25 protein-coding genes are annotated in these 25,072 nt (G+C 67.6%); 15 read left to right on the forward strand and 10 right to left on the reverse strand.

What is annotated here, in order from left to right; all coding sequences use genetic code 11:
* Positions 1 to 53: 53 nt before the first annotated feature.
* From zigA to AC5LXX_RS17990, 5 genes are read left to right on the forward strand one after another with little or no spacing between them, the layout of a single operon-like run.
* Complete coding sequence (zigA, locus tag AC5LXX_RS17970) at positions 54 to 1,262, forward strand: zinc metallochaperone GTPase ZigA (RefSeq protein ID WP_493412506.1); 1,209 nt, start codon at positions 54 to 56, stop codon at positions 1,260 to 1,262.
* 60 nt (positions 1,263 to 1,322) lie between these two features.
* Entirely contained in the window at positions 1,323 to 2,243 is a 921-nt protein-coding gene (gene folE2 / locus AC5LXX_RS17975) for a GTP cyclohydrolase FolE2 (RefSeq protein ID WP_493412507.1), read from the forward strand.
* Positions 2,237 to 2,818 (forward strand): 6-pyruvoyl trahydropterin synthase family protein, encoded by a 582-nt coding sequence (locus tag AC5LXX_RS17980; RefSeq protein WP_493412508.1) that lies wholly within the window; start codon positions 2,237 to 2,239, stop codon positions 2,816 to 2,818. The genes folE2 and AC5LXX_RS17980 overlap by 7 nt, the downstream gene beginning before the upstream one ends.
* A complete protein-coding gene (locus AC5LXX_RS17985) occupies positions 2,815 to 3,375 on the forward strand; it encodes a gamma carbonic anhydrase family protein (protein ID WP_322081710.1) in 561 nt (186 codons plus the stop codon). The genes AC5LXX_RS17980 and AC5LXX_RS17985 overlap by 4 nt, the downstream gene beginning before the upstream one ends.
* A 3-nt stretch (positions 3,376 to 3,378) precedes the next feature.
* On the forward strand, positions 3,379 to 4,749 hold the full coding sequence (locus AC5LXX_RS17990) for a dihydroorotase (protein ID WP_493412509.1): 1,371 nt from the start codon (positions 3,379 to 3,381) through the stop codon (positions 4,747 to 4,749).
* Here the strand turns inward: AC5LXX_RS17990 and AC5LXX_RS17995 are convergent.
* Positions 4,746 to 5,210, reverse strand: a complete 465-nt coding sequence (locus AC5LXX_RS17995) for an Lrp/AsnC family transcriptional regulator (RefSeq protein ID WP_493412510.1) — start codon at positions 5,208 to 5,210, stop codon at positions 4,746 to 4,748. The two genes, AC5LXX_RS17990 and AC5LXX_RS17995, sit on opposite strands and share 4 nt — an antisense overlap.
* 168 nt (positions 5,211 to 5,378) lie before the next feature.
* Here AC5LXX_RS17995 and AC5LXX_RS18000 point away from each other — a divergent pair, with 168 nt between their 5' ends.
* Positions 5,379 to 6,005 (forward strand): LysE family translocator, encoded by a 627-nt coding sequence (locus tag AC5LXX_RS18000; RefSeq protein ID WP_493412511.1) that lies wholly within the window; start codon positions 5,379 to 5,381, stop codon positions 6,003 to 6,005.
* 32 nt (positions 6,006 to 6,037) lie between these two features.
* Here AC5LXX_RS18000 and AC5LXX_RS18005 read toward each other — a convergent pair whose 3' ends face one another.
* Positions 6,038 to 6,886: a helix-turn-helix domain-containing protein gene (locus AC5LXX_RS18005; RefSeq protein ID WP_493412512.1), complete on the reverse strand. Its 849-nt coding sequence runs from the start codon at positions 6,884 to 6,886 to the stop codon at positions 6,038 to 6,040.
* A 196-nt stretch (positions 6,887 to 7,082) separates the two neighbouring features.
* Here AC5LXX_RS18005 and AC5LXX_RS18010 point away from each other — a divergent pair, with 196 nt between their 5' ends.
* Together AC5LXX_RS18010 and AC5LXX_RS18015 are read left to right on the forward strand one after the other, a co-directional pair.
* Entirely contained in the window at positions 7,083 to 8,036 is a 954-nt protein-coding gene (locus AC5LXX_RS18010; RefSeq protein ID WP_493412513.1) for a DUF2167 domain-containing protein, read from the forward strand.
* Entirely contained in the window at positions 8,033 to 8,758 is a 726-nt protein-coding gene (locus AC5LXX_RS18015) for a site-2 protease family protein (protein WP_493412514.1), read from the forward strand. Before AC5LXX_RS18010 ends, AC5LXX_RS18015 begins: the two co-directional genes overlap by 4 nt.
* 62 nt (positions 8,759 to 8,820) lie before the next feature.
* On the opposite strand, the gene AC5LXX_RS18020 is transcribed toward AC5LXX_RS18015, so the two are convergent.
* Complete coding sequence (locus AC5LXX_RS18020) at positions 8,821 to 10,215, reverse strand: MFS transporter (protein WP_493412515.1); 1,395 nt, start codon at positions 10,213 to 10,215, stop codon at positions 8,821 to 8,823.
* Positions 10,216 to 10,462: 247 nt separating this feature from the next.
* On the opposite strand from AC5LXX_RS18020, the gene AC5LXX_RS18025 reads away from it, so the two are divergent.
* Positions 10,463 to 12,040, forward strand: a complete 1,578-nt coding sequence (locus tag AC5LXX_RS18025; RefSeq protein WP_493412516.1) for an aldehyde dehydrogenase (NADP(+)) — start codon at positions 10,463 to 10,465, stop codon at positions 12,038 to 12,040.
* 128 nt (positions 12,041 to 12,168) lie between these two features.
* On the opposite strand, the gene AC5LXX_RS18030 is transcribed toward AC5LXX_RS18025, so the two are convergent.
* Both AC5LXX_RS18030 and AC5LXX_RS18035 read right to left on the reverse strand, forming a co-directional pair.
* Positions 12,169 to 12,540 (reverse strand): type II toxin-antitoxin system VapC family toxin, encoded by a 372-nt coding sequence (locus AC5LXX_RS18030; protein ID WP_322081703.1) that lies wholly within the window; start codon positions 12,538 to 12,540, stop codon positions 12,169 to 12,171.
* Positions 12,537 to 12,734 (reverse strand): type II toxin-antitoxin system VapB family antitoxin, encoded by a 198-nt coding sequence (locus AC5LXX_RS18035; protein WP_006752328.1) that lies wholly within the window; start codon positions 12,732 to 12,734, stop codon positions 12,537 to 12,539. Before AC5LXX_RS18035 ends, AC5LXX_RS18030 begins: the two co-directional genes overlap by 4 nt.
* Positions 12,735 to 12,916: 182 nt before the next feature.
* Here AC5LXX_RS18035 and AC5LXX_RS18040 point away from each other — a divergent pair, with 182 nt between their 5' ends.
* Positions 12,917 to 13,468, forward strand: a complete 552-nt coding sequence (locus tag AC5LXX_RS18040; protein ID WP_493412517.1) for a hypothetical protein — start codon at positions 12,917 to 12,919, stop codon at positions 13,466 to 13,468.
* A gap of 96 nt (positions 13,469 to 13,564) precedes the next feature.
* On the opposite strand, the gene kdgD is transcribed toward AC5LXX_RS18040, so the two are convergent.
* Positions 13,565 to 14,479, reverse strand: coding sequence for a 5-dehydro-4-deoxyglucarate dehydratase (gene kdgD, locus AC5LXX_RS18045; RefSeq protein WP_011546881.1), 915 nt, complete (start codon positions 14,477 to 14,479; stop codon positions 13,565 to 13,567).
* A 230-nt stretch (positions 14,480 to 14,709) separates the two neighbouring features.
* Here kdgD and garD point away from each other — a divergent pair, with 230 nt between their 5' ends.
* From garD to AC5LXX_RS18065, 4 genes are all read left to right on the forward strand, one after another.
* Positions 14,710 to 16,263 carry a galactarate dehydratase gene (gene garD, locus AC5LXX_RS18050; protein WP_493412518.1) on the forward strand — a complete coding sequence of 518 codons (1,554 nt, stop codon included), beginning with the start codon at positions 14,710 to 14,712 and terminating at the stop codon, positions 16,261 to 16,263.
* A gap of 195 nt (positions 16,264 to 16,458) precedes the next feature.
* Positions 16,459 to 16,851 (forward strand): nuclear transport factor 2 family protein, encoded by a 393-nt coding sequence (locus AC5LXX_RS18055; protein ID WP_493412519.1) that lies wholly within the window; start codon positions 16,459 to 16,461, stop codon positions 16,849 to 16,851.
* Between the two features lie 79 nt (positions 16,852 to 16,930).
* Positions 16,931 to 17,386, forward strand: coding sequence for an RbsD/FucU family protein (locus AC5LXX_RS18060; protein ID WP_124455590.1), 456 nt, complete (start codon positions 16,931 to 16,933; stop codon positions 17,384 to 17,386).
* 192 nt (positions 17,387 to 17,578) lie between these two features.
* Positions 17,579 to 18,016: a DoxX family protein gene (locus AC5LXX_RS18065; RefSeq protein ID WP_006491342.1), complete on the forward strand. Its 438-nt coding sequence runs from the start codon at positions 17,579 to 17,581 to the stop codon at positions 18,014 to 18,016.
* Positions 18,017 to 18,115: 99 nt separating this feature from the next.
* Here the strand turns inward: AC5LXX_RS18065 and AC5LXX_RS18070 are convergent, their stop codons facing one another.
* Both AC5LXX_RS18070 and AC5LXX_RS18075 read right to left on the reverse strand, forming a co-directional pair.
* Positions 18,116 to 19,426, reverse strand: a complete 1,311-nt coding sequence (locus AC5LXX_RS18070; protein WP_493404633.1) for an MFS transporter — start codon at positions 19,424 to 19,426, stop codon at positions 18,116 to 18,118.
* Between the two features lie 325 nt (positions 19,427 to 19,751).
* Entirely contained in the window at positions 19,752 to 20,930 is a 1,179-nt protein-coding gene (locus AC5LXX_RS18075) for a branched-chain amino acid ABC transporter substrate-binding protein (RefSeq protein WP_493412520.1), read from the reverse strand.
* A 575-nt stretch (positions 20,931 to 21,505) separates the two neighbouring features.
* Here AC5LXX_RS18075 and AC5LXX_RS18080 point away from each other — a divergent pair.
* Positions 21,506 to 22,300: an AraC family transcriptional regulator gene (locus AC5LXX_RS18080; protein WP_124455594.1), complete on the forward strand. Its 795-nt coding sequence runs from the start codon at positions 21,506 to 21,508 to the stop codon at positions 22,298 to 22,300.
* 89 nt (positions 22,301 to 22,389) lie between these two features.
* Here the strand turns inward: AC5LXX_RS18080 and AC5LXX_RS18085 are convergent, their stop codons facing one another.
* Together AC5LXX_RS18085 and AC5LXX_RS18090 are read right to left on the reverse strand one after the other, a co-directional pair.
* Complete coding sequence (locus AC5LXX_RS18085; protein WP_006489463.1) at positions 22,390 to 22,653, reverse strand: hypothetical protein; 264 nt, start codon at positions 22,651 to 22,653, stop codon at positions 22,390 to 22,392.
* A 288-nt stretch (positions 22,654 to 22,941) separates the two neighbouring features.
* Positions 22,942 to 24,834: a bifunctional sugar phosphate isomerase/epimerase/4-hydroxyphenylpyruvate dioxygenase family protein gene (locus tag AC5LXX_RS18090; protein ID WP_493412521.1), complete on the reverse strand. Its 1,893-nt coding sequence runs from the start codon at positions 24,832 to 24,834 to the stop codon at positions 22,942 to 22,944.
* Positions 24,835 to 25,072 lie beyond the last annotated feature (238 nt).

Below are 25,072 nucleotides of genomic sequence, written 5' to 3' on the forward strand. Positions count from 1 at the left end.
GTTGCGATACAATATATCATTCCCACTTCGACGTCCTCTTCCGGAATCGCCCGATGCGTACCGCACTCCAACCGCCCACGCGGCTTCCCGTGACCGTCCTGTCCGGCTTCCTCGGCGCGGGCAAGACGACGCTGCTCAACCACATCCTCAACAATCGCGAGGGCCGGCGCGTCGCGGTCATCGTCAACGACATGTCCGAGGTCAACATCGATGCGGCGCTCGTGCGCGACGGCGGCGCGGGCTTGTCGCGCACCGACGAGAAACTGGTCGAGATGAGCAACGGCTGCATCTGCTGCACGCTGCGCGAGGATTTGCTGATCGAGGTCGACCGGCTCGCGCGCGAAGGGCGCTTCGACCAGCTCGTGATCGAATCGACCGGCATTTCGGAGCCGCTGCCGGTGGCCGAGACGTTCACGTTCGAAGGCGAGGACGGCCGCAGCCTCGGCGAAGTCGCGCGGCTCGACACGATGGTGACGGTGGTCGACGCATTCAATTTCCTGCGCGACTACGCGTCGCGCGACAGCCTGCAGTCGCGCGGCGAATCGATGGGCGACGAGGATGCACGCACGGTCGTCGATCTGCTGATCGACCAGATCGAGTTCTGCGACGTGATCGTGATCAACAAGATCGACCTGATCGACGCCGGCGCGCGCGAGCGGCTGGTCGCGCTGCTGCGCGGGCTGAACCCGCGTGCGCGGATCGAGATCGCCGAGTTCGGCAAGGTGCCGCTCGAGCGCGTGCTCGACACCGGGCTGTTCGATTTCGACGCGGCGTCGCGCGCGCCGGGCTGGCTGCAGGAGATGCGCGGCACGCATACGCCGGAGACCGACGAATACGGGATCCGCAGCTTCGTCTACCGCGCGCGGCGGCCGTTCCATCCTCAGCGCTTCTTCGCGCTCGTCGAAAGCGAATGGCCGGGCGTCGTCCGCTCGAAGGGGTTCTTCTGGCTGGCCACGCATCCGACCGTCGCCGGGTCGTGGTCGCAGGCCGGCGCGGTCGCGCGGCACGGGCCGGCCGGCCACTGGTGGGCGGCCGTGCCGCCCGAGCGCTGGCCGCAGGACGCCGAAGCCGTCGCGCAGATCCGCGCGCGCTGGGACGAGCACGTCGGCGACGCACGCCAGGAACTCGTGCTGATCGGCATGGACATGGACGAGCCCGCGCTGCGCGCGCGCTTCGACGCGTGCCTGCTGACCGACGCCGAGATGGCCACCGGCCCCGAACACTGGACCACGTGGGACAACCCGTTTAGCGACTGGTCCTGACCTGAACGCGCGCTTCCTGCATCGATCCGGATGGAGAAGGCGCTCCACCGGATGCCGAGCATGAATGCAGCCCTTCCCGATGTTTCCCTGACCGATGTCGCGCCGGGCCGCCGCCCGCTCGAATGGGTCGGCATGCAGGGCATCGACCTGCCCGTGAGGGTGGCCGAACCCGGCTGCCGGCGCGACGTGCACGCGCGTGCCGACGTGCAGGTCGATCTGCCTGCGCCGCATGTGAAAGGCATCCACATGTCGCGGCTGTACGGGCTGCTCGACCGGCTCGCGGATGGCGAAGCGCTGTCGCCGGCAGGCCTGCGGCGTGTGCTGCGAGCGATGGTCGACAGCCACCGCGACTGCGACACGCGCAGCGCGCGCGTGCGGCTGCGTTTCGACCTACTGGCCCGTCGCACGGCGCTCGTGACCGAGGGGCTGGCCGGGTGGAAGGCCTATCCGGTTCAGGTCGATGCGACGCTGGCGGGCGAAGCGTTCGAGCTGCGCGCGCAGGTGACGGTTGCCTATTCGTCGACGTGTCCGTGCTCGGCCGCGTTGTCGCGGCATTGGGTCGAACAGGCATTCCTGACGGCGTTCGGCCGCGCGGATCGCGTGGAGGCGGCGGCGGTTGCCGCGTGGTTGAAGCAGCATGCGACGGCGGCCACGCCGCACAGCCAGCGCAGCGAAGCCGTCGTCAGCGTGGCGCTGCCCGCCGATGGCGCGGCGCTGGGGCTGATCGACCTGATCGATCGCGTCGAGCACGCGCTCGGCACGCCGGTACAGACGGCCGTCAAGCGCGCGGACGAACAGGCGTTCGCGGTGCTGAACGGCGAAAACCTGATGTTCGTCGAGGATGCGGCGCGGCGCGTGCAGGCCGCGCTGGAACGTCATCACGCGAGCCCGCGCATTCACGTGCGCCATCTGGAGAGCCTGCACCCGCACGATGCGGTGGCCTGGGCCGCGCCGGTTCCGGAAGGTGCCGACGCATGCTGATCCGAAAGCTGTTCCGGTTCGAGAATGCGCACGTCGTGCGGGGTTGCAGCACGCGGCGCTGCTCGCATTCGATCCACGGCCATTCGTACCGCGTCGAGCTGCTGCTCGAAGCGCATGCGCTGGATCGCGGGCAGATGATCTACGACTTCGGGTTGCTCAAGGGCGACGTGCGCGACCTGATCGACGCGTTCGACCATGCGGTGACGCTGTGGTCGGACGACGATCCGCGCTACGTCGAGAGCATGCGCCGCCATTCCGAGCGCTGGGTGCTGCTGCCCGTATCGCCGAGCGCCGAACAGTTCTCGCGCGTGTTCTTCCGTCTCGTCGACGCGGCGCTGTCGTGCGCCCGCATGTCGAACGGCGAAGCCGACGTGCGGCTGCATTCGGTCATCGTGCACGAGACCGAGACCGGCTACGCGCAGTGCTTTCGCGGCGATGCCTTCAATCCGCGCATGGGCCGCATCGACCTCGATGCGATCGTGTTCGCACCGGCCATCGCCGCGCAGTGGCGCGATCCGGGCCTGTTCGAGCGGCTCAAGCGCGGCCATCTCCTTGCCAAGCAGGAATCCTCATGATCCGAAAGAACCCGCGCGGCGACTTGCCGCGGATTCATCCGAACGCGTTCGTCGACCCGACCGCCATCCTGTGCGGGCTCGTGATCGTCGAGGAGAACGTGTTCATCGGCCCGTACGCGGTGATCCGCGCCGACGAAACGGATGCCGACGGCCAGATCGCACCGATCGTGATCGGCGCGCATTCGAACATCCAGGACGGCGTGGTGATCCATTCGAAGTCGGGCGCGAGCGTGACGATCGGCCGGCATACGTCGATCGCGCATCGCGCGATCGTCCACGGGCCGTGCAAGGTCGGCGACGGCGTGTTCGTCGGGTTCAACAGCGTGCTGTTCAACTGCACGATCGACGACGGTTGCGTGGTGCGGTACAACGCGGTCGTCGACGGCTGTCACTTGCCGCCGGGCTTCTACGTGCGTTCGACCGAGCGCATCGGGCCGGAAACCGACCTCGCCGCGTTGCCGCAGGTCACGGCCGACGCGAGCGATTTCTCCGAGGACGTCGCGCGCACGAACAATGCGCTGGTGCTCGGCTACAAGCATATCCAGAACGAGTTTTGAGTCATGGGCGAGCGGCTGCGACGTGAAGCCACCGACGTGCCGAAGCGCCGCCACGTCGACCTGCTCGTGCAGGGCGGCACGGTGATGACGCCCAACGGCGCCGAACGGATCGACGTCGCGTGCGCGGAGGGCCGCGTGGTCGCGCTAGGCGCGTTGCACGGCACCTGGAGCGCCGACGTCGTGCTCGATGCCGGCGGATTGCATGTGCTGCCGGGCGTGGTCGACAGCCAGGTGCATTTCCGCGAGCCGGGGCTGACGCACAAGGAAACGATCGAGGCCGGCACGCGCGGCGCGGTGCTCGGCGGCGTCACGACGATCTTCGAGATGCCCAATACGCATCCGTTGACGCTGAGCGGGCAGGATCTGCAGGCGAAGCTGGATCTCGCGCACGGCCGTGCGTGGTGCGACCACGCGTTCTACATCGGCGGCTCCGCCGTGAACGCCGAACGGCTGCCGGCGCTCGAGCGCCTGCCTGGCTGCGCGGGCGTGAAGGTGTTCATGGGGAGTTCGTTCGGCGATCTGCTGGCCGACGACGAAACCGTGTTGCGGCGGATCCTGCGCAACGGGCGGCGGCGCATGGCCGTGCATGCGGAGGACGAGGCGCGGCTGCGCGAACGCAAGGCGATCGTGGAAGCGAGCGGCGACGTGCACGACCATCCGCGCTGGCGCGACGAGGAAAGCGCGCTGATCGCGACGCGGCGCATCGTCGGGCTGGCTGCCGAGACGCGGCGCCGGCTGCACGTGCTGCATGTGTCCACGGCGGACGAAATGGCGTTTCTTGCGCAGCATCGGCGGCGCGTGACGGTCGAGGTCACGCCGCATCACCTGAGCCTGCATGCGCCTGATTGCTACGAGCGGCTCGGCACGTTCGCGCAGATGAATCCGCCCGTGCGCGACCGGCATCATCGGGATGCGTTGTGGCAGGCCGTCCGCGAGGGTGTGGTCGACGTGATCGGCAGCGATCATGCGCCGCATACGCGCGACGAAAAGCGCCGCCCCTATCCGCAATCGCCGAGCGGGATGACCGGCGTGCAGACGCTGCTGCCGCTGATGCTCGACCACGTGCATGTGGGCCGCCTGAGCCTGGAGCGGCTGGTCGACCTGACCAGCGCCGGGCCGGCGCGCATTTTCGGCATCGAAGGGAAGGGGCGCATTGCGGCGGGCTACGACGCCGATTTCAGCATCGTCGACCTGCGCGCGCGGCGGATCATCCGCGACGAATGGATCGCCAGCGTGAGCGGCTGGACACCTTACGACGGATGCGCGGTCACGGGCTGGCCCGTGCATACGGTCGTGCGCGGGCAGGTCGTCGTGCGCGATGGGGAGTTGAGCGGGCAACCGGCGGGGCAGCCCGTGACGTTTCTGGAGGCCTAGATCGGCAGGCGAACCGTCTGCTTGATGCGCTTCAGCGGAATCTCGGTCTCGACGTTGCGGACGCCTTCGATCTGCGTGAGCGTCTCCATCTGGAAGCGTTGATAGTCGTCGAGATCTTTCGCGATCACGCGCAGCAGATAGTCGTAGCTGCCGGCCATCAGGTGGCACTCGAGCACTTCGGGCGCCTGTTCCATCTCGCGCGCGAAGCGTTCGACCGTCGTCTTGTCCTGACGCTCCAGCGTGACGCGCACGAATGCCATAAAGCGCAGTTCGACGGCTGCCGGGTTCAGCAAAGCGACGTAGCCGTCGATCACGCCCTGTTCCTCGAGCAGGTGAACGCGGCGCAGGCACGGCGTGGGCGACAGGCCGACCTGTTGCGCGATGTCCGCGTTCGTCTGATTCGAATTCTGCTGCAACGCACGCAGAATGCGTCGATCGATCGCATCCAGTTTGATTGGCATTTTTAGCTACCGATAGTGTCAAGATTGGAGAATAACGCCAAATCGTCGCCCGAAAGTAGCCGTGTTTGCATCCAATCTCCACCGGAAGTTGCCGATAATCTGACGACTGCCCGGCCTCCCGAGCGCGCGATCCCCGCCCGCTCTGGCGCCGCTTTCAGGAGTTTCCCGATGCCGCACGTCGCCTGGTTGCCGTTCATGGCCACATCCCTTCTGATCATTCTGACGCCCGGCCAGGACATGGTCCTCGTGATGTCGCGCACGCTGTCCGGCGGCACGCGCGCGGGCCTCGTGACTGCCGCGGGCGTCAGCGTCGGGCTGCTCGTGCATACGACGCTCGCGACGCTCGGCCTGGGCGCGCTTCTTCAGGCATCCGAATGGCTGTTCACGGCGCTGAAGGTGATCGGCGCGCTTTACCTGCTGTACCTCGGCATCACGCTGTTGCGTTCGTCGGGCGAACTGACGCTCGCGAGCAGCAGCGGCGCGCAGGTATCGCGGCTTCGCACGTTCGCGCAAGGCGCGCTGTCGAACGTGTCGAATCCGAAGGTCGCGCTTTTCTATCTGGCGTTCCTGCCGCAATTCGTGCCGGCGGGCGCCGCGCATCCGATGCTGTCGCTGTTCGTGCTGGGTGCGACGTTTGCCGGACTGACGTTTCTCGTCAAGGGGCCGGTCGCGTTGTTCGCCGGCCTGCTGTCGGCGTCGATCCGCCGCAACCCGCGCATCCTGACGCGCATGCATCGCGTCAGCGGCGTGGTCCTGCTGGGACTCGGCGTGAAGCTGGCGCTCGAACGCCGCTGATCGCGGCCGCGGCGCCGGCGCGCCTGCCGGCTTCATTCCACCGGCAACGCGTCCGCCAGCGCCCGCATCGCCTCCACCGTCTCCGGATTCGCCGGAAAGAACGCCTCGATCGCGAGTTCCGACAGCGTCACGTCGACCGGCGTGCCGAACACCGTCGTCGTACTGAAGAACGTCAGCTCGCCGGTCGCCGTGCGTAGCCGCAGCGGCACCGCGATATCCGCGAAGTCGGCGCGCGCCGGCGCGTCGTCGGGCTGGCCGGCCGGCGCCGGATAGGCGGCGAGTTCGTCGCGCAGCGCATGCAGCGTGCGGTCGCCGCTCGCATCGATCTGCCGCTGCAGCCGATGCAGGATGTGCGCACGCCATTCGTGCCAGTTGACGATCTGCGACGCGAGGCCGTCGGGATGCAGGCTGAGCCGCAGCACGTTGACGGGCGGCTGCAGCAGCGCGGGATCGGCCTGCGCGACCAGCGCACCGAGCATCCGGTTCGCGGCGAGCAGCGTCCAGTGGCGGTCCACCGCGAGCGCCGGGTACGGCTCGTGGCCGCGCAGCACGGCTTCGACCGCATGTCGCGCGGCATCCAGTTGCGGGTCCGAAAACGGCCGTTCGCGAAACAGCGGCGCGAAGCCGGCCGCGACGAGCAGCGCATTGCGCTCGCGCAGCGGCACGTCGAGGCGTTCGGCGAGATGCAGCACCATCTCGCGGCTCGGCTGCGCGCGGCCCGATTCGACGAAGCTGAGGTGGCGCGCGGACACTTCCGCGTCGAGCGCGAGCGCCATCTGGCTCAGGCGCCGGCGTTGCCGCCACGTGCGCAGCAGCGGGCCGATGCCGGACGCGCGGCCGGCGGACGGGGAGGGCGAATGGAGGGCGGCGGTCGAGTTCATTGTGCAGATGATAGGCAATCCCGCGCTGCTTGGGCATTACCTGCGAGGTAAGCGCCGCGCGCCGCCCCGGTGGCGTTTGGCCGCTGCGTTACCATAGCCCCCGTGCCACCTGAGAGGCGGTGCCGGACCCGCGACGACAACGCATGGGCCGGTTGCCGCGCACATTCACAACAAGGCATTCCAGGGGAATCCAACAATGAAAAAACTTGCCGTCCGGCTCGCCTGCGTGGCGACGCTCGCACTCGCCGCGACCAGCGGCCACGCGCAGACCGAAGCTGCGCAGGTGGAAATGAGGGCCGCCGCCGCGGCCGCCAACGAAGCGGTCGTGAAGGGGCCGACCGACATCGACGTGAAACACGAAGCCGTGCTGAAGCTGAAGGCCGGCGAGTCGTTCGTGCCGGCCGCCGAAGCCGGCCGCTACCTGCGCTCGATGGGCAACTCGATCGACGAATCGAAGCTGGTCGGCCTCGTGCTGCCCGACGACCCGGACGCCGACTGGATTTCCGTCGTGTCGTTCGAGCCGAGCGGCTATATCCGCGACGACGACGCGAAGGACTGGAAGCCCGACGAGCTGCTGAAGAGCCTGCAGTCCGGCACCGAGGAAGACAACCCCGGGCGCAAGGAGCGCGGCCTGCCGGAAACCGAGGTGGTCGGCTGGGCGAAGGCGCCCGCGTACGACGCGGCCACGCACCGGCTCGTGTGGTCCGCGATCATCCGCGACAAGGGCGCGGCGCCGAACGCCGGGAACGATGGCGTGAACTACCGGACGCTCGTGCTGGGCCGCGACGGCTACCTGTCTTTGACGATGGCGTCGACGCTCGCCGACCTGCCGAAATACAAGGCATCGGCCGACGACCTGCTGTCGAACATCAGCTTCAACGACGGCAAGCGCTACGCCGATTTCAACAAGTCGACCGACCACGTCGCCGAGTACGGCCTCGCGGCACTGATCGTCGGCGTCGGCGCGAAGAAGCTAGGCCTGCTCGCGCTGATCGGTGCGTTCGCGGTGAAGTTCTTCAAGATCGGCGCGGTCGCGCTCTTGGCCGGCGGCGCGGCGCTGAAGCGCTTCTTCGGGCGCAAGCCGAAGGCGGCCGCGGTGCCGGCCGTCGCCGACGCATCCGACGCGGCTGCCACGGAGCGCAAGGAATGACGAAGCTGTTGCTGCTGATCTTCGGCGGCCTGAAGCTCGGCAAGGTGCTCGTGTCGGCGGGCACCATGCTCGCGTCGATCGCGGTCTACGCGCTGTTCTACGGCTGGCGCTTCGCGGCCGGCTTCGTTGCGCTGCTGCTGGTGCACGAGGCCGGCCACTACCTCGCCGCGCAGCGGCGCGGGCTCGACGTCGGGCTGCCGACCTTCATCCCGTTCGTCGGCGCATGGATCCAGCTGAAGGAGATGCCGCACGACGCGGAAACGGAAGCGTACGTCGGGCTGGCCGGACCGTTCGTCGGCACGCTCGGCGCGCTGGCCTGCTACGCGGCTGCACGCCACTACGACAGTAACCTGCTGCTCGCGCTGTCGTACACGGGCTTCTTCCTCAATCTGTTCAACATGATTCCGCTGTCGCCGTTCGACGGCGGGCGGATCACCGCAGTGCTGTCGCCGCGTATCTGGTTCGCGGGCGTGCCCGTGCTGATCGCACTGTTCGTGTATCGCCCGAGCCCGCTGCTGATCGTGATGGCGATCCTCGCGCTGCCGCAGTTGAAGCGCGCGTGGCGCTACGATCCCGACGCGCCGGAGAACCGCGTGTATTACGCGACGTCGATCGAGACGAAGACGACGTACGCGCTCTGCTACGTCGGCCTGCTCGCGTTTCTTGCGCTGATGACGTCCGGCGTGCACGACATGCTGCGCGTCGCGCATGCGTCGACCTGATGTCGACCTGATGCAAAAACGGCGGCCGCTTTTACGCGGCCGCCGTTTTTTTAGCGTGAACTTCAAGCGTCGCGATGACGCAATTCGACGCGCTTGATGTCCTTCACGATCACGAGATAGCTGAACACGGTAACGAGCGCGTTCAGCCCGACGAACACGAGCGCGCCGTTGAACGAGCCGCTCGCGCCGACGAGGTAGCCGATCGCGATCGGCGCGACGATGCCGGCCGTGTTGCCGAACATGTTGAACAGGCTGCCCGACAGGCCGATCGCTTCCTTCGGCGCGGTGTCCGCGACGACCGCCCAGCCGAGCGAGCCGATCCCCTTGCCGAAGAACGACACGGCCATCAGCACGATCACCAGCGCTTCGCTGTCGACGTAGTTGCAGCCGATGATCGCCATCGACAGCGCCATCCCGCCGACGATCGGAATCTTGCGTGCGAGCGTCAGCGACACGCCGCGACGGATCAGCGCGTCCGACAGCATCCCGCCGAGCACGCCGCCGAGGAATCCGCAGATCGCGGGCAGCGACGTCATGAAACCGGCCTTCAGCAGCGACATCCCGCGCGCCTGCACGAGGTAGATCGGAAACCACGTGAGGAAGAAGTACGTGAGCACGTTCACGCAGTACTGGCCGAGGTACACGCCAATCAGCATCCGGTTCGACAGCAGCTGGCGCACGTAGTACCAGCCGGCCACGCGGCTGCCTTCCGCACGCGCGCCGCCGGTGCCGCGTGACGCGGTCGGTCGGCCCGTCGACCGCACGAGGCCGCCGCCCTGTTCGATATGGTCGAGTTCCGCGCGGTTCACGGCCGGATGGTCGGCCGGGTCCTTCATGACGCGCAGCCACAGGAACGCGAGCGCGATGCCGGCCAGGCCGAGCCACAGGTACACCTGGTGCCAGCCGTACGCATGCGTGAGCCATGCCATCAGCGGCGAGAACACGACGGCCGCGAAGTACTGCGCGGCGTTGAAGATCGCCGACGCGGTGCCGCGCTCGGCGGTCGGGAACCAGCTCGCGACGACTTTCGCATTGGCGGGGAACGCGGGCGCCTCGGCGATGCCGACCGCGAAGCGCATCGCGAACAGCGCGGCGACCGCGAACGCGGCGCTGCCGCCGAGGCCGATCGCGCTCTGCAGCAGCGTGAACGCGGACCACAGGAAGATGCTCGCCGCATACACGCGCCGCGCGCCGAAGCGGTCGAGCAGCCAGCCGCTCGGCAGCTGCGCGAGCACGTACGCCCAGCTGAACGCCGAGAAGATGTAGCCCATCGTCACCGGGTCGATGCCGAACGCCTTGCGGATCGGCGTGCCGGTGATCGACAGCGTCGCGCGGTCCGCATAGTTGAGCGTCGTGACGACGAACAGCATCGCCAGGATCCAGTAGCGCACGGCGGTCCGGCGCGCGGTACGCGCGAGATCGAGCGGAAGATCGCGAGGGGAAGTCTGATTGTTCACTTTAAATGTATGTCGTCGTATGACATGGCCTAGAGTTTATTGAGGATGGTCGCATTCAGAAACCTCGGGTTTTCCCTTTGAAAGCCGTCGTCACAGTGTGGGAAGGTCGCGATTCTCTGGCCAGGCAACGCTTTCGGATGTATCGTCGGCGCCTTCGCAGGCGGCGACAGTGATACGACGAAGTCGGCAGACATCGTATCTGTTGGGTTACAATGAGCAATCCATTCCCGAACCACGGAGCAACCCCATGCAACTGACAGGAGAGATGCTGATCGGCGCCGACGCGGTGGCCGGCTCGGCCGGCACCTTGCACGCGTTCGACCCGACGAAGGGCGCGCCGATCGACGCGCCGGCGTTCGGCATCGCGACGCAGGCCGACGTCGACCGCGCGTGCGAACTCGCACGCGACGCGTTCGATGCGTACCGCACGCAGCCGCTCGCGGCCCGCGCGGCGTTTCTCGAAGCGATCGCCGATGAAATCGTCGCGCTCGGCGACGCGCTGATCGAGCGCGCGCACGCTGAAACGGGCCTGCCCGCCGCACGGCTGCAGGGCGAGCGCGGCCGCACCGTTGGCCAGCTCCGGCTGTTCGCGCGCGTCGTGCGCGACGGGCGCTTCCTCGCCGCGTCGATCGATCCCGCGCAGCCCGCGCGCACGCCGCTGCCGCGTTCGGACCTGCGTTTGCAGAAAGTCGCGCTCGGGCCCGTCGTCGTGTTCGGCGCGAGCAACTTCCCGCTCGCGTTCTCGGTGGCCGGCGGCGATACGGCGTCGGCACTCGCGGCCGGCTGCCCGGTGATCGTGAAGGCGCACGAAGCGCACCTCGGCACGTCCGAGCTGGTCGGCCGCGCGATCCGCGCCGCCGTCGCGAAAACCGGCATGCCGGCCGGCGTGTTCTCGCTGCTGGTCGGCCCTGGCCGCGTGATCGGCGCGCCGCTGGTCGGCCATCCGGCGGTCCAGGCCGTCGGCTTCACCGGTTCGCGCCAGGGCGGCATGGCGCTCGTGCAGATCGCGAACGCGCGCCCGCAGCCGATTCCCGTCTACGCGGAAATGAGCAGCATCAACCCCGTCGTGCTGTTCCCGGCCGCGCTTGCCGCGCGCGGCGACGCGATCGCGACGGGCTTCGTCGATTCGCTGACGCTCGGCGTCGGCCAGTTCTGCACGAACCCGGGCCTCGTGCTCGCGATCGACGGCCCCGATCTCGATCGCTTCGAAACCGTCGCCGCACAGGCGCTCGCGAAGAAGCCGGCCGGCGTGATGCTCACGCCCGGCATTGCCGATGCGTACCGCAACGGCCGCGGCAAGCTGGCCGAACTGCCGGGCGTGCGCGAAATCGGCGCGGGCGAGGCGGCGCAGACCGACTGCCAGGCCGGCGGCGCGCTGTACGAAGTCGGCGCGCAGGCGTTCCTGGCTGAGCCGGCATTCAGTCACGAGGTGTTCGGGCCGGCGTCGCTGATCGTGCGTTGCCGCGATCTCGACGAAGTCGCGCGCGTGCTCGACGCGCTCGAAGGCCAACTGACGGCCACGCTGCAGATGGATGCAGACGACAAGCCGCTCGCGCGCCGGCTGCTGCCGATCCTCGAACGCAAGGCCGGGCGCTTGCTCGTCAACGGTTACCCGACCGGCGTCGAGGTGTGCGATGCGATGGTGCACGGCGGGCCGTTCCCCGCGACGTCGAACCCGACCGTCACGTCGGTCGGCGCGACGGCGATCGAGCGTTTCCTGCGGCCCGTTTGCTATCAGGACTTCCCGGACGACCTGCTGCCGGAAGCGTTGCAGGAAGGCAATCCGCTGGCGATTCCGCGTCTGCGGGACGGGAAGGCGGAATAAGGTGCGTAGTCGTTGAAGGCAGCGTCCTGCGAGGGACGCGTTCCGGCACGTTGAAACAAGGCGGCGGTGCCTGCTGGCTCCGCCGCCTTGTTTTCTTCAGCGCGGGCCTCTGTGCTGGTTGTGCCCGGTCAATGAGCAGGGTGGGCGACGAGTTGCAAGCGCTCCGCTGCAGCCAGCAGGCGCCGGTCGCGCGTCCATAGCTTGGTGCCGTCGGTCAGCCTGGCCGAGGCGAGCAGGTGTGCATCGACGTAACCGATGCCGAGCCCGTGAAGCGGTACAACGTCGATCATGCGTTGGACTTCGTCGTCGGTCGCTGGGGTTGCGGCGGGAAGGTCGCGCAGCGCATCCAGTACGGTCTGGCGATTGCGCATGCTGCCGAGCGCGAGTTCACCGACGATGAACGGATGGATCAACACTCGCTCAGCTTCCAGCAATGTTGTGAGCGCTGCGTCGCCGGCCCGCAAGTGGTCGATCCAGACTGACGTGTCGACAAGAATCATGCGGGCTCCGACGGGCGGCGCGGAACCGATTCAAGGTCGGGCTCGGTACCGCCGAGGCGAGCAAGTCGCCGCGCGCTTTCGCGGGCGATCAATGCGCGCAGCGCTTCTCTCACGAGCGCCGATTTTTCGGTGACGCCCGTCAATTGCTGCGCTTTGGCGAGCAGCGCGTCGTCGAGGGACAAGGTGGTGCGCATGTGCGGCTCCCGAGAAATTCGATGCATCAATTATGGCATCAAACGGTGCTTATGTTGATGCTCTGCCGAGGCGAGGTCGGCTTTCCTGTCTCCCGATTTTCTCCTACAGTAGCGATGCCTCGGGCCGCCCGGCCCGCAGGCGAGCCTGAGAGACCGACAAAAGACAACGAGGGAACCTTCCAATGAACATCAACAAGCGTGGCGATCACCTGTTCGCGGCCGGATTGTGGAAAGCGATCGGCGACGTCGCGAAATCCGTGCGCACCCAGATCGGCCAATACAGCGAAGGGCGCGTGCTCGCGAACGCGCTGCAGGAATTCCAGCACGACCTCGGCGGCAGCGAATTCGACGTGACGATCAACCAGGGGCGCCTCGTCACGGGCGCCGATGCGCATTCGCTCGTGTTCGGGCAGGCCGTGCGCCGCTTCCGGCAGGACATGGAAGCGCTGGTGTTCGCGCTCCAGTACCGGCGCAGCATCGACGAACGCGACCCGAACCTGCGCACCGAAGCGCTGATGCAGGCGAACAGCCAGCTCGCGACCGCGAAGCAGTCGGCGACGATCACGGTCGGCCGGTTCTTCGATGCGGTCGTCGACCGCGACGTGCTCGGGCAGATCCTCGACGGCGAATCGAATGCGCGCGCCCGCACCGGTGCGCAGGGCCAGATCGAGGCGACGCGGGTGAAGCTGGGGAACGTGCGCTACCGGATCGTCGGGATCATCGCGCAGATGTGACGATGACGGCATGCATCGCAGCGGATGCATGCGTCATGACCGAAAAAAGCAACGAACAAGCGATCGCGGCCGGCACGCGCCGCCGGCCACGCCCGCTTACTGCGGGCCCATCTTCTTGATCAGCACGTCGAGTTCGGCCGCTTCTTCGTCGGTCAGGTCGACGAGCGGCGCACGCACCGGGCCCGCGTCGTGGCCGACGAGCTTCGCGCCCGCCTTGACGATGCTGACCGCATAGCCCGCGCGGCGGTTGCGGATCTTCAGGTACGGCAGGAAGAACTCGTCGATCAGGCGGCCGACCGTCGCGTGGTCGTCCTTCGCGATCGCTTCGTAGAATGCCATCGCCGTCTTCGGGATGAAGTTGAACACGGCCGACGAGTACACCGGCACGCCGAGCGCCTTGTACGCGGCGGCATAGACTTCCGCCGTCGGCAGGCCGCCGAGGTACGCGAACCGGTCGCCGAGGCGGCGGCGGATCGTGACCATGCTCTCGATTTCGCCGACGCCGTCCTTGAAGCCGATCAGGTTCGGGCAGCGGTCGGCGAGGCGCTCGAGCATGTCGGCGTTCAGCTTCGAATTGGCGCGGTTGTACACCACGACGCCGATCTTCAGCGCGCGGCACACCTGCTCGACGTGGTCGGCGATCCCTTCCTGGCTCGCTTCGGTCAGGTAGTGCGGCATCAGCAGCACGCCGCTCGCGCCGAGGCGCTCGGCCTCCTGCGCATATTCGATCGCGACGCGCGTGGCGCCGCCCGCGCCGGCCAGGATCGGCACCTTGCCCTTGCAGGTTTCCGTCGCGACGCGGATCACGTCCGAATACTCGCGCTGCGTGAGCGAGAAGAATTCGCCGGTGCCGCCGGCCGCGAACAGCGCGCTGGCGCCGTACGGCGCCAGCCATTCCAGGCGCTCCGCATAGGTGGACGGGCGGAAGCTGCCGTCGGCGTCGAAATCCGTCAGCGGAAACGACAGCAGGCCGTGGGAGATGATCTGTTTGAGTTCTTGCGGTGAAGTCATGGTTGGGGTCGTCCGTCTAGCGCGAGTGCTGGGTTCGTCGGGAACGGCATACGAGCCGAATTGGCGATGTCGTTGTATGTCATCGTACAACGAGGGAAAAGGTGGCGCAAGCGGTTTGCTGGTCGGTCAAGGGTAGGGTCTTTCCGGATAAGGGTTTACGCAGCATCGCCGGTTGAGGTTGAATGTCGTATGATGACTAACGATATGGCCGATAGCCCTCAGGAATTGCAATGACCGCTTCCCCTCTCTACATCCGCGTGCACCCGGACGACAACGTCGCGATCGTCGTCAACGACGGTGGCCTGCCCGAAGGTGCGACGTTCGCCGACGGGCTGACGCTGTGCGAAGGCGTGCCGCAGGGGCACAAGGTCGCGCTCGTCGATCTCGCGGCCGGCGACCCGGTCGTCCGCTACAACGTGGTGATCGGCTACGCGCTCACCGACCTGCGGCGCGGCAGCTGGGTCAACGAGCGCACGATGCGCATGCCCGAGCCGCCGGGACTCGACGACCTGCCGCTCGCGACGCGCGCCGCGCCGCCGCTCGAGCCGCTCGAAGGCTATACCTTCGAAGGGTTCCGCAACGCCGACGGCTCGGTCGGCACGCGCAACATCCTCGCGATCACGACGACCGTGCAGTGCGTGTCGGGCGTCGTCGAGCATGCGGTGAAGCGGATCAAGGACGAGCTGCTGCCGCGCTACCCGAACGTCGACGACGTGGTTGGGCTCGAGCACACGTACGGCTGCGGCGTCGCGATCGACGCCCCCGACGCCGACATCCCGATCCGCACGCTGCGCAACATCAGCCTGAACCCGAACTTCGGCGGCGAGGTGATGACCGTGAGCCTCGGTTGCGAGAAGCTGCAGCCCGAGCGCCTGCTGCCGCCCGGCGCGATTCCGGTGACCGCCGACGGCGCGGCCGGCAACGGCGGCGTCGTGTGCCTGCAGGACGCCGCGCACGTCGGCTTCAACTCGATGATCGATTCGATCATGAAGATGGCCGAAGCGCATCTCGAGCGGCTGAACCGCCGCCGTCGCGAGACGTGCCCGGCGTCGGATCTCGTCGTCGGCGTGCAGTGCGGCGGCAGCGACGCGTTTTCGGGGCTCACCGCGAACCCGGCCGTGGGTTTCGCGGCCGACCTGCTGGTGCGCGCCGGCGCGACGATCATGTTCTCGGAAGTGACCGAAGTGCGCGACGGCGTCGCACAGCTCACGTCCCGTGCGGCGAACGAAGAAGTCGCGCGCGAGATCATCCGCGAGATGGACTGGTACGACCGCTACCTGCAGCGCGGCCGCGTCGACCGCAGCGCGAACACCACGCCCGGCAACAAGAAGGGCGGCCTGTCGAACATCGTCGAGAAGGCGATGGGGTCGATCGTGAAGTCGGGCAGCGCGCCGATCGCCGGCGTCGTGCGTCCCGGCGACCGCGCGCGGCAGAAGGGGCTGCTGTATGCGGCGACGCCCGCGAGCGACTTCATCTGCGGCACGCTGCAGCTCGCGGCCGGCATGAACCTGCACATCTTCACGACCGGCCGCGGCACGCCGTACGGCCTCGCGCAGGTGCCGGTGATCAAGGTCGCGACGCGCAGCGATCTCGCGCGCCGCTGGCACGACCTGATGGATCTCGACGCGGGGCAGATCGCGACCGGCGCGGCGACGATCGAGGACACCGGCTGGGCGCTGTTCCGGCTGATGCTCGACGTCGCGAGCGGCAAGCGCCGCACGTGGGCCGAGCAATGGAAGCTCGCGAATGCGCTGACGCTGTTCAATCCGGCGCCGGTGACCTGAAACGCGCGGCCATGGCCGGCAAGAGGATGCGGGCGCCTTCGGGCGCCCGTTTTCGTGGCGGCGGCGCGGGTGCGGCGCGCGAGATTTCCTTACCTGTCGCGTAATCGACCGTCCGCGTGCACCCGGCGACGATAGCGGCACGCGGACCCGAAACGTTCGCGCCCCCGTCCTCTCATCGACACAAGGAGCCTCGCCATGAACACCGCCCAATCCGCTTCGTCCGTTCACGCCGACCTGATCGACCGCTACTTCGACGCATGGAACGAATCCGACGTCGCGCGCCGCCGTGCGCTGATCGACGCGACCTACGCGAGCGACGCGACCTACCGCGATCCGCTGATGGCCGGCGACGGCCACGCAGGCATCGACACGATGATCGCGGCCGTGCAGGCGCGCTTCCCCGCCTACCGTTTCCGCCGCACGACCGACGTCGACGCGTTCGGCCAGCACGTGCGGTTTTCGTGGGCGCTCGAGTCGCCCGACGGCGCGGCGATCGTGAAGGGTTCGGACTTCGGCACCGTCGACGCCTCGGGCCGTCTCGCGGCGGTCACGGGTTTCATCGACGAAATGCCGGCCGCGGCGTCGTGACGCGAACATTGCATGCGCAACGGCCGCCGGGATCGGGTAACGTTATGCGGTTTGTTCCTGATCCCGGAGACTAGCCGACATGCTGAAGAATCTCGACCCGCTGCTGCACGCCGACATCCTGCACACGCTGCGTGCGATGGGCCACGGTGACGAAATTGCGATCTGCGACGCGAATTTCCCGGCGGAATCCGTCGCGGAGCACACGGTGGTCGGCCGCGCGCTGCGGATCGACGGCGCCGATTCGGCGCGCGTCGTGCGCGCGGTGCTGTCCGTGCTGCCGCTCGACACGTTCGTCGACACGCCGGCATGGCGAATGGAGGTCGTCGGCGACGCAACCGCGGTGCCGCCCGTGCAGCGTGAAGTGCAGGCCGAGATCGACCGCGCGGAAGGGCGCACGGTGCCGCTGACCGGCGTCGAGCGTTTCGCGTTCTACGAACGCGCGCAGCAGACGTACGCGGTGATCGTCACCGGCGAAACGCGCGGTTACGGCTGCTTCATCTTCAAGAAAGGCGTGCTGTTGAGCGACGCGGGCTAAACGCGTTTTGCGCCGCGCCGGGCCGCCGGCACCGCCGCCGCAGTGTAAAGATTTGCTACAACCTTTTTCTTGGACACGGCGAAAAGACCCTCTATGCTGGCCCATTTGCCGCGCGCCCTCCCGGGCCGCGCGGCGCTGAACCGCACGGGCGCGCCCGGCGCGGCCGGCCGAATTGCATACGAGGAGAGAGGCATGACGCGTACCGTCGATTCCGGCGTCATTTTTTTCGCACGCCTGGCGCTGGCGGCGTTGTTCTTGTGGGGCGGCATCATGAAGCTGCTCGGCTACAGCGACTTCGTCGCGTATCTGCACGGGATGAACGTGCCCTATCAACAGGTCGTCGCGCCGATCGTCGTCGCGATCGAGGGGCTCGGCGGCCTGCTGCTGATCGTCGGCTACAAGGTGCGCCCGCTCGCGTTGCTGATGGCGGTCTACACGATCGCGACCGCGATGGTCGGACACAATTTCTGGGACGCGACCAACGCCGCCGTCCAGCACGACATGGTGATCCACTTCTGGAAGAACGTCGCGATCGCCGGCGGTTTCCTGCTGCTGTTCGTCACTGGCGCCGGCGGCGCGAGCATCGACGCGCTGCGCCGGCCGAGTTCGTCGTACGGCGTGCTGCGCTGATCGCACGCGTACCGCCGCGCTGAAGCAAAGACAAAGGGCCGAATCCCCGCGGGATTCGGCCCTTTCTTCATGGAGCGTGTGCCGACGCCGGCGTTCCGCTCAGCGCGCGTCCTTCACGTCCTTCGCATCCTTCGAGAACTGCACGGCGATCGCGCCGAGCACGCAGATCGCCGCGACGTACACGACCGGTGCGAGCGGATTCGACTTCATCATCAGCGACACGATCACCGGCGTGAGGCCGCCGAAGATCGCATACGCGACGTTGTACGAGAACGAGATGCCCGAGAAGCGCACGACGGCCGGGAAGCTCTTGACCATCACGAACGGCACCGCGCCGATCGTGCCGACCATGAAGCCCGCGATCCCGTAGTAGAGCGGCAGCGTCGACGCGTCGGCCGCGACCTGCACGAACAGCAGGTAGTAGCACGCGGCCAGCCCGAGGCCGCCGATGGCGAGCACGCGCTTCGCGCCGATCCAGCCCGCGAGCGAACCCGCGGTAATGCAGCCGGCCGTCAGGCACAGCGTCGCGACGCTGTTCGCGAACAGCGTCGTCGCGGGCGTCAGGTGGAACTGCTTCTGCAGCAGCGCGGGCGTCATCAGGATCACGACGACGATCGCGGCCGACAGCATCCACGTGAGCAGCATCGACACGATCACCGCGCGGCCGTGGTCGCGCAGCACGGCCTTCAGCGGAATCTCGGCCGCGAGCGCCTTCTTCGCCTTCATCTCGGCGAACACCGGTGTTTCGTGCAGCCAGCGGCGCAGGTACACGGAGAACAGCCCGAACACGCCGCCCAGCAGGAACGGGATGCGCCACGCGAACGCGCCGACTTCGGCGGCCGAATAGCGGCTGTTGATGCCGGCGGCGACGAGCGAGCCGAGCAGGATGCCGGCCGTGAGGCCTGCCGTCAGCGTGCCGCACGCATAGCCGATGTGGCGCGACGGCACGTGCTCGGACACGAACACCCACGCGCCCGGCACTTCGCCGCCGACTGCCGCGCCTTGCAGCACGCGGAACAGCAGCAGCAACACCGGCGCGAGGATGCCGATCGTGTCGTAGGTCGGCAGCAGGCCCATCAGCAGCGTCGGCACCGACATCATCAGCACGCTCAGCGTGAACATCCGCTTGCGGCCGAACAGGTCGCCGAAGTGCGCCATGATCACGCCGCCGAGCGGGCGCGCGAGATAGCCGGCCGCGAAGATGCCGAACGTCTGCAGCTGGCGCAGCCAGTCCGGAATGTCGTGCGGGAAGAAGAGTTGTCCTATCGCCGGCGCGAAGAACACGAAGATGATGAAGTCGTAGAACTCGAGGGCGCCGCCGAGTGCGGCGAGGCCAAGGGTCTTGTAGTCGCTGCGCGTGAGCGCGCGTTCGGCGGCGCGAGGCACGCCGCTCAATTCGGAAGCTTGCATGGTCAGGACGATCGGTTTTCGAATGTAGTTGTCGGTGCTGCGTCTCCAGGGCCCGCTTTTCGGCATGGACTGGCAAGGCGCGGCTTGCATCGTCGAAACGTGGCGCGTGCCGGGTGAGGCACGAAACACGCGCCGCCGCACCGGGATGGGGCACGGCGGGGACGAGGCGTCAAAGCGGGTTGGGGGATTCTACAGGAGCGCGAAATGCCTGCGCGCGAGTGCGCGCCGGGGACGGCTTCGGACCATGCGGCCGAAGCGAGCGCGGCGCGGGCGGCCGGTGAGCCGCCCGCGCGCCGTGCGAGAGGGTGTCGGCGTATCCGCCGGGTCAGTTGCCGGCGATCGTGTCGACCGGCTTGAACGCGCCGCGCTCGACCTTGTAGATCGTCACCGGCGCATCCCTCAGGTCGCCCTTCGGGTCGTACGCGATGCTCGGGGCCGACACGCCCTTGACCGACACCTTGCCGAGATACGGCGTGTACACCTTCGGATCGGTCGAGTTCGCGTCCTTCATCGCGGTGAGCAGCGCGATCGTGCCGTCATACGAGTACGGCGAGTAGGTGATCACGTCCTCGTTGAAGCGCGCCTTGTAGCGTGCCGCGTAGCCGGAGAAGCCCGGCATCTTTTCCTTCGGCAGCCCGCCCATGTAGACGATCGCGCCTTCGGCCGCGTCGCCGCCGACCTTCAGGAACGTCGGCGAGCGCGACATCTCGCCCGTCACGAACGCCGACTTCATGCCGAGCTGGCGCATCTTGCGGATCATCGGCGACGATTGCGCGTCGCCGCCGCCATAGAAGACCGCATCCGGGTTCACGCCCTTCAGGTTGGTCAGGATCGCGGAGAAATCGAGCGCCTTGTCGTTCGTGAAGTCGCGCTTCACGATCGTGCCGCCGGCTGCTTCCACGGCCTTCGCGAATTCGTCGGCGATGCCCTGGCCGTAGGCCGTGCGATCGTCGATGATCGCGATGCGCTTGAAGCGCAGCGTCTTCACCGCGTACGTGCCGACGATGCGGCCGGCCTGCGCGTCGCTCGTCAGCAGCCGGTAGGTCGTCTTGTAGCCGCGCGCCGTGTATTGCGGCGACGTCGCCATCGAGATCTGCGGCAGCCCCGCGCGATCGTACAGGTCGGATGCCGGAATGCTGGTGCCCGAGTTGAAGTGGCCGATGATCCCGCGGACGTTGTCGTCGATCAGCCGTTGCGCGACGGTCGTGCCGGTGCGCGGGTCGGCTTGGTCGTCCTGCGAGTCGAGCTGGAACGTGACGGGCTTGCCGCCGATCGTCGGATGCGTCGCGTTGAAATCGGCGATCGCGAGTTGCACGCCCTTCTGCATGTCCGTGCCGTAATTCGACTGCGGGCCGGTCAGCGGTGCGGCGAAACCGATCTTGACGACGTCGGCGGCGATGGCGTGTGCGCCCGACAGTGCGCAGGCAGCGGCCAGCGCGACGTGCGATAACTTCAGCTTCACTTTCACTTCCCCTTGATGGCGTGGTTGGGCCGCCGCCGGCATGCGGGCCGGCGCCGGTAAACCGGGCGAGACGGTTCGGTCGGCAGGCCGATGCGCCGGCCGTCCAGGCGCGCCGCGTGCTGCGCGTGCTGTGCCGGAATCGGCGTGCGCGGCGGCGCTTGTGGCGGGCCTTGCGTGCCGATCGCAGCAGCAGCGAGAGGTCGTCTCGTGACCGTGAAGCGAAGTCTAGTTAGCGAAAATGCGGGCGTCTTGCGCGTTCGATGCGCAGCCGGCGACGATATCGGCATATCGTCGATAACCCTGATATATGCTGAAATCGTCATGTCGAATGCGCAATCGCGCCAAGACTCGGGGCGTGCGCATTTTTAGGATAGTGAATTCGGGCGTGCGTACTCGGCACGCCTTCGGCGAGGGGAGGCGTAACCGTAGCCGGCCGCGCGCACCTGTCGAAGTGGTTGTGTGCGCAACCTGTTGCGCATGGCCGATGCCGACCGATCGCGATGCGCGATGCGACCGGCGGAACATCATCAGCCTGCTTGCCCCACGCTCGGCGCGCCGCGATCGAAGGGGCGCTTCTATAATCGTCGCCATCTGCCACTCGCTTCGCGGTTGCCGGGATGACGACCTTGCTTGCCGTACCGCCCATGAGCCTGTCCGAACCGTTGCGCTACCAGCCCGACAACGCCGATTTCGGCGCGATGCTCGCGCACTTCCGCCTGCTCGAACCGGTGTTCGATGCGCTGCCGGACGTCGCGTTCTTCGTGAAGGATGCGAGCGGCCGCTACGCGATCGTCAATCGCACGCTGGCGATGCGCTGCGGCTACAAGGACAAGCGCGACCTGCTCGGCAAGACCGCCGACGAAGTGTTTCCGCGCCGCTTCGGCCGCAGCTATTTCGAGCAGGACATGGCGACGATCAACGCCGGCCAGCAACTGATGGACCAGCTTGAGCTGCACCTGTATCCGGGCCGCCAGCCGGGCTGGTGCCTGACCTGCAAGGAGCCGCTGCGCGACGCCGCGGGCAGGGTGGTCGGCCTCGCGGGCATCTCGCGCGACCTGAAGGCGCACGAGGGATCGCACCCGGCGTACAGCCGGCTCGCCGACGTGGTCCAGCATATCCAGGATCACTACGTGCAGCCGCTGAACCTGAAGCAGCTCGCGCAGATGGCCGGGATGTCGGTCGCGCAGCTCGAACGCTACTTCCACAAGGTGTTCCACCTGACGCCGCGCCAGGTGCTGCTGAAGACGCGGCTCGACGCGGCCACCGCGCTGCTCGTCACGCACGACAAGGTCACCGACGTCGCGGCGCTATGCGGCTATACGGATCACAGCGCGTTCACGCGCCAGTTCAAGGCGACGGTCGGCGTGACGCCGACGGAATACCGGTTGATGCTGCAGGAGCGGGCGGGGTGACGCGATTCGCCGGCCGGGCCGGCGCATCGCAGGGATCGGGGGTGCTGCGGGGTACTGTGGGGAATCGGGGATGCCGTAAAAACGGCGGCTCAGCGGTAGCCGAGCCCTTTCAGGACGGCCGTGCCGTCTTCGGTCAGCCGGAAGCTCGGGGCCGTATCGGGGTCGAGCTTGACCATCTCGACGAGACCGGCTTCCTGCAGTGCGGGCAGTTCGGGTTTGGCGTTCGCGCCGATCGGTGCATGCAGCAGCACGAGCAGCGTCGCGATTTCATGATGACTGAGCAGGCGGCGCAGCATCGTCTTCTTTGCAGGGGGCGCGGCCGGGCGGCCCGCGGGTGCTTCTACGGCGCTCATCGCTTTCCTCCTTTTCGAGATAACCATCGGGTACTGGTTGCGGATGGTGCCGTCGAAGACTTAAGCGATTCTTAAAACCGTGGCGGGTGACGGGATGCTGCGCTGCGGTATCCGTTACGGCATGTAACGTCATACGCAGCGCGGCTCCCGGCCCGGTCGCGGCGAGCCGCGCGGGCGGGTCCGCGGCCGACCGATTCACCACGATGGTGCGCAGATGATGCGGCCCTTTGTATCGACCGCGGACTCCATCCACGGTCCGGCCCGCGATGCCCGGTTCGTTTCCTTCCCTTATTTCCTGCGCTGCGCCTGCGCGGCGAGCCGCACGGCCGCGTTCGTCGCGCCGTAGCCGTCGTATCCGCCGCGCCGCTCGACGATTTCGAGCGAGAAGCGGTTGTCGACCAGCTCTGTATACGCGTGCAGGAATTCGCCGCCGTGCTCGTCGCGGTCGTACAGCAGGTGGTGCGTGCTCAGCGTGTCGATCAGTTCGTCCGGCAGCGCATAGCGTGCGGCGAGATCGTCGTAGTAATTGGGCGGAATGCGCAGGAACGGCACGCCGTCGGCTGCGAACGCGGCGACCGTCTTCACGATGTCGTCCGTGCGGAACGCGACGTGGTTCAGCCCCGTGCCGTGGTACCGGTCGAGCGATTCGGCGACGGCCGTATGGCGATCGACCGATGCGTTCAGCGCGATTCGCACCGAGCCGTCGGCGCTGCGCACCGCGCGGCTGCGCATCAGCCCGTACGGGTCGGGCACGAGCCAGCTGCGCTCGGCCTCGAAGCCGAATGCCGTCTTGAAGAACAGGATCCACGTGTCGAGCGCGTCGCCCGGCAGCGCGAGGCACACATGGTCGATGCCCGTCAGCGGGCCGACTTCGCTCGGGCCGTCGATGTCGGTCAGCACGAAGTCCGATTCATACAGCGTCGGCGCGTTCGGCGCTTCGTCGACGAAATACTCGAGGCTGCCGTCCGGCGCCTGCACGCTCGGCAGCACGCGTTCGTTCGGCCCGACACGGCCCGAGAACGGCGCGTAGCCGAAGCCGGCCGCGCGTTCGAACGCCACTTTCGCATCGTCGACGCGGAACGCCGACGCGCACAGCGACAGCCCGTGCTGCTGGAAAAACGCATCGGCGAACGAGTCGCGCTCCGCATTCAGCACGATCGACGCGGCGCCGTGCTGGAACAGCGTCACGTCCTTCGACCGATGCCGGCCGGCGAGCCGGAAGCGCATCCGGCCGAGCCATTCGCCGACGGTTGCCGCCGCCTGCGCGTCGACCGCGAATTCGATGAACTGGAAGCCGACGTGCGCGGGCGGCGCCGGCGGCGCGAACAGCGGCTGGCCGGCGGCCGGCGCGCGGCCGTCCTGCGCGAGCCGCGTGCGCGTCAGTTCTTCCAGATAGAGCAGCGAGCGATGGCCGTCGGCAGCCGTGATCGCGGTCGGCGCCGCGCGGAAGCCGTCGTTGAAGATCTCGAGCGACAGCGGCCCCGTATAGCCCGACTCGATCACCCGCGCGGTGAAGCGCGCGAGGTCGAAGTCGCCCTGGCCCGGGAACGAGCGGAAGTGGCGGCTCCATTCGAGCACGTCCATCGCGAGCTTCGGCGCGTCGGCGATCTGCACGAACGCGATCCGGTCGCCGGGGATGTCGGCGATCGCATCCGGCGAATCGTCGAGCGACAGCGTATGGAAGCTGTCGAGCGCGAGGCCGAGGTGCGGGCTGTTCACCGCATTCACGAGTTTCCATGCATGGCCGTACCGCTTCACGACGCGGCCCCACGCGAGCGCTTCGTACGCGGCGACCACGCCGGCCTGCCGCGCCGCTTCGGCGAGTGTGCCGAGCTGGTCGACGAGCAGCCCGTCGTCCGCGATCGTGTCGGCCGACACGCTGCTGCAGACGAGGATGCGGTCGGTGCCGAGCGCATGCATCACGTCGAACTTGCGCTTGATCCGGTCGAGGTTGCGCGCGAGCTGCGCCGGGCTGACGCCCTCGAAGTCGCGAAACGGCTGGAACAGCACGATGTCGAGGCCGAGATCGGCGGCCATGCGCCGGACGTCGGCCGGCGATCCGTCGAAGTAGACGAGATCGTTTTCGAAGATTTCGACGCCGTCGAAGCCCGCGGCCTGGATGGCGGCGAGTTTCTCGGCGAGCGTGCCGGACAGTGACACAGTGGCGATCGAGCGCTGCATGGCGATTCCTGCGGATGAGCGGGGCATGACGCCGCACGAACTGGCCCCGAATGAACCAGTCGTTGAGTCGCGAGCGGACGCCATATCCCGAATTTACTAGGCTAGTAGCGCATATTGTACAAACTAACTAGATGGTACAAATCAGCGAAAACCCGAAAAGACAGCATCCCTTCACGGGCGCACACTAGCGCCAATTCCCCAAGTCTTCGGGGCGGCCAGCCCTGGTCCGCCCCTGTTT

Source organism: Burkholderia torrens (assembly GCF_984668525.1).